This window comes from Desulfurella sp. (genome assembly GCF_049977265.1).
Lineage (GTDB): Bacteria > Campylobacterota_A > Desulfurellia > Desulfurellales > Desulfurellaceae > Desulfurella.
Window position 1 is genome coordinate 1 of sequence record NZ_JBMFGQ010000077.1, and the last position, 3,143, is coordinate 3,143.

General features: G+C 35.9%; 5 protein-coding genes. 4 read left to right on the plus strand and 1 reads right to left on the minus strand.

All coding sequences use genetic code 11. The features are described from left to right. The 4 genes from ACP5FO_RS08610 to ACP5FO_RS08625 all read left to right on the plus strand — a co-directional run. Positions 1-336: flagellin (locus ACP5FO_RS08610; protein ID WP_428157400.1), on the plus strand; the 336-nt coding region annotated here is incomplete at its 5' end. Positions 337-458: 122 nt separating this feature from the next. Beyond that, positions 459-950: a DUF2242 domain-containing protein gene (locus ACP5FO_RS08615; protein WP_428157401.1), complete on the plus strand. Its 492-nt coding sequence runs from the start codon at positions 459-461 to the stop codon at positions 948-950. Positions 951-1,092: 142 nt separating this feature from the next. Next, positions 1,093-1,881 (plus strand): C-GCAxxG-C-C family (seleno)protein, encoded by a 789-nt coding sequence (locus tag ACP5FO_RS08620; protein ID WP_428157402.1) that lies wholly within the window; start codon positions 1,093-1,095, stop codon positions 1,879-1,881. A 14-nt stretch (positions 1,882-1,895) separates the two neighbouring features. Beyond that, a complete protein-coding gene (locus ACP5FO_RS08625) occupies positions 1,896-2,594 on the plus strand; it encodes a 4Fe-4S dicluster domain-containing protein (protein ID WP_428157403.1) in 699 nt (232 codons plus the stop codon). A 28-nt stretch (positions 2,595-2,622) separates the two neighbouring features. On the opposite strand, the gene ACP5FO_RS08630 is transcribed toward ACP5FO_RS08625, so the two are convergent. Next, positions 2,623-3,143: anaerobic ribonucleoside-triphosphate reductase activating protein (locus ACP5FO_RS08630; protein WP_428157404.1), on the minus strand; the 521-nt coding region annotated here is incomplete at its 5' end.

Below are 3,143 nucleotides of genomic sequence, written 5' to 3' on the forward strand. Positions count from 1 at the left end.
GCTGGCACATACAGCCCAAATGTTAACCTTTCAAATGTGGATGTAACAAATCAAAACAGTGCAGGCCTTGCAATTACTATCGCAAACTCTGCTCTAAGCGCTTTGGATAAGATAAGAGCTTCTTTGGGTTCTGTTGAAAACCAGATTAACGCTACGGTGCAAAATATTCAGGTTGCGCAAACCAATATTACACAAGCAGAATCTTCAATAACCAATACGAACTTTGGAACCACAACATCAAAGTTTTCTACGCTTCAAGTTTTGGCACAAGCCGGTACATACGCTCTAGCTCAAGCAAACGCAACTCAGCAGTTGGTACTAAGACTAATGCAATAACACTTTTAAAAAGCTCAAGGTTTACGCCTTGGGCTTTTATTTTTTAAAAAATCATTAATTTATATTTGAAAAAATGTCAGTTTTGTGGTAATTATTTCGTTAATGTATAAAGGAGGAGGGCTATGGCAGCAAAACAAGGCAAATATAGTTTATTAATGCTTATTTTTACAATCTTTATTGCATCTTGCGCAACAAACCCATATAAAAGTTCTCTAAACTCAACCATTGACAACTCAAAAACTTTTGATGCAAGCGCTCAAAAGTGTTATCTTGCTTCAAAAGCAGTATTGCTAAAAAGAGGCTTTTTAATAGAAAAAGACGAGCCAAACGCTTTTAGTTTTGTTGCCACAAGGTATTTTCCATCTGGCAAAGACAGTACGGTTGTTGTTGTAAATATAAATGTTTTGCAAAATTCGCAAAATAAATCAACTGTGTTTATAAGTGCCATGCAGTATGAAAATGTCATAAGGACAACCACGCAAACTACACTGCTTGGTCTTGTGCCGATTGGCTCAACTGCAACCACAAGCAAGCAAAGTGAAAAATCCATAACCGACAAGCAATTCTTTAATACATTCTTTAAAGAATTGTCAAATGAGCTAAGGCAAATATAAAAAATACAATAGCAAACATATATTATTGAATCTTTTTGTAAACTCTAACAAAATTATTAGATATCGGATAAATTATTTTCTTGACAAAAATTTAAAAGCGTTATATAAGAAAATATATAATGAAAAAATTGGAGGTACCTGCATGGACGAAAAAATCTCACGAAAAAATTTTTTGACAAAAGCAAGCATTGTTGGTATTGGCACATTGGTGGGTGGGTTTGCTACACAAATTGCAAATGCTGACAAAACACAAAACTGGAGCGCAAACAAGTGGCCATGGCCTTATGTGGAGCTTGATCCAAAAACAACTGCTCAAATTGCTTATGAAGAGTGGTATAGGCTTTGGTGTGGCGGTACAGTAATTTATAGTATTTTCCATCAGTTAGCACAAAAAGTTGGTGAGCCTTACAAATCATTTCCTATTGATCCTTTTGCAATATTTGAAGGCGGTCTGGCAGGCTGGGGCACATTGTGCGGCTCTGTAAATGGTGCAGCTGTTGTTGCAAGCTGTATAATTGGACCTATGACACAGGAAGGTTGTGAAGACGGACATATTATTGCTTCAAATATGCTTGATTGGTACTCACATGCGGATATGCCAATTTTTGTCCCCAAAAACCCAAAAGCAAACAAAAAAACCATAGTTCACACAATAAGCGAGTCTCCATTGTGCCATATAAGCGTTGGCAAGTGGATGGAAAAAAGTGGTTACCCAATAAATAGTCCAGAAAGAAAAGATAGATGCGCTCGTGTAGCTGCAAGTGTAGCATATAAATTAGTTGAAGAATTAAATAAATGGCACAGAGGCGAATATGATGAAAATATTGCCTGGTTTGCCCCAAAGAAAGTTGGAATCACAGCACAATTTAACTGTGCAGAATGCCATGGTGCAAAAATCCCAAAACCTCCAACACCATTAAAAAAACTTTAGCAGGAGGTTTTTAAATGAACAGAAAAGATTTTTTAAAGGGTATAGCTGGGAGTATTGCTGTTTTTTCATTTATACCGTTGCCAATTGTATTTGAGAAAAAATACGAATGGAATACATTTAATCCAATAAAAGATGCAAGAGCAAAAAAAGAACACGCGTATGCTATGGTAATTGTGCAGGATAGATGCATAGGGTGCAAAGCTTGCGAAGTTGCCTGCAAAAAAACATGGCATATACCAGAAAACCCACAGGACTATAGAACCGAAGTATTATACATAGGCAAAGCCCAAAGTGACAGTTACAAAATTTCATGGCTTCCAATTTTATGTAACCAATGCGATAATCCTCCATGTGTATGGGTATGCCCAACGGGTGCAAGCTACAAAAGAAAAAGTGATGGTATAGTCCTTGTTGATTTTGATAAGTGTATAGGCTGTAAAGCGTGTATGGAAGCTTGCCCTTATGATGCTAGATACTACAATGAAGAATTAGGTTCTGTTGATAAATGTACATTTTGCTTGCCAAGATTAGAAAAAGGCTTACTTCCAGCATGTGTAGAGGCCTGCCCAATGCATGCAAGAAACTTTGGTGATTTAAATGACAAAGACTCAATCGTATCAAGACTACTCAAAGAAGCTACTTCATACCATGTTTTAAAACAAACAGATGGCACATTACCAAATGTTTACTACACTCAAGATATCCCTACCTAATCTTTTTTTTAGCCTGAAGATTTAATCTTCAGGCTAAAAACTTTTCCAGTGTCACTGAATCTCTATACTCATTAAACTGTCTTTCGTATTTTAATCCTTCTGGTATAAGTTTATTCATTTCTTCTATGTCAGCTTTAGAAGTAAAGGAAGGATACATTGTAGTACGTATAATTAAATGTCCTTGGAAATGCTTTAGCAACTCAAAGGATTCTTTTAGTTTTTTACAATCACCGCCAAATGTTTTGTATTTTTCACATGTTGCTTTTAAATCAAGCGCAATTACATCTACAAGATTAACTGCATCGGCCAAAACATCAGGGCAATGACCATTTGTATCAAGTTTTACCAAAAAACCCAATTTTTTAATTTTAGTTATAAAATCAGGCAAATCATTTTGTAGAGTGGGCTCTCCACCTGTTATAACAACCGCTTCAATTTTGCCAATACTGCTTTGTAAAAAAGACAATACACTAAACTCATCTAAAGGATTGCCTTTAAAAAATACGAGTTCAGGATTGTGGCAATATGGGCATCTTAAATTGCAGAAAG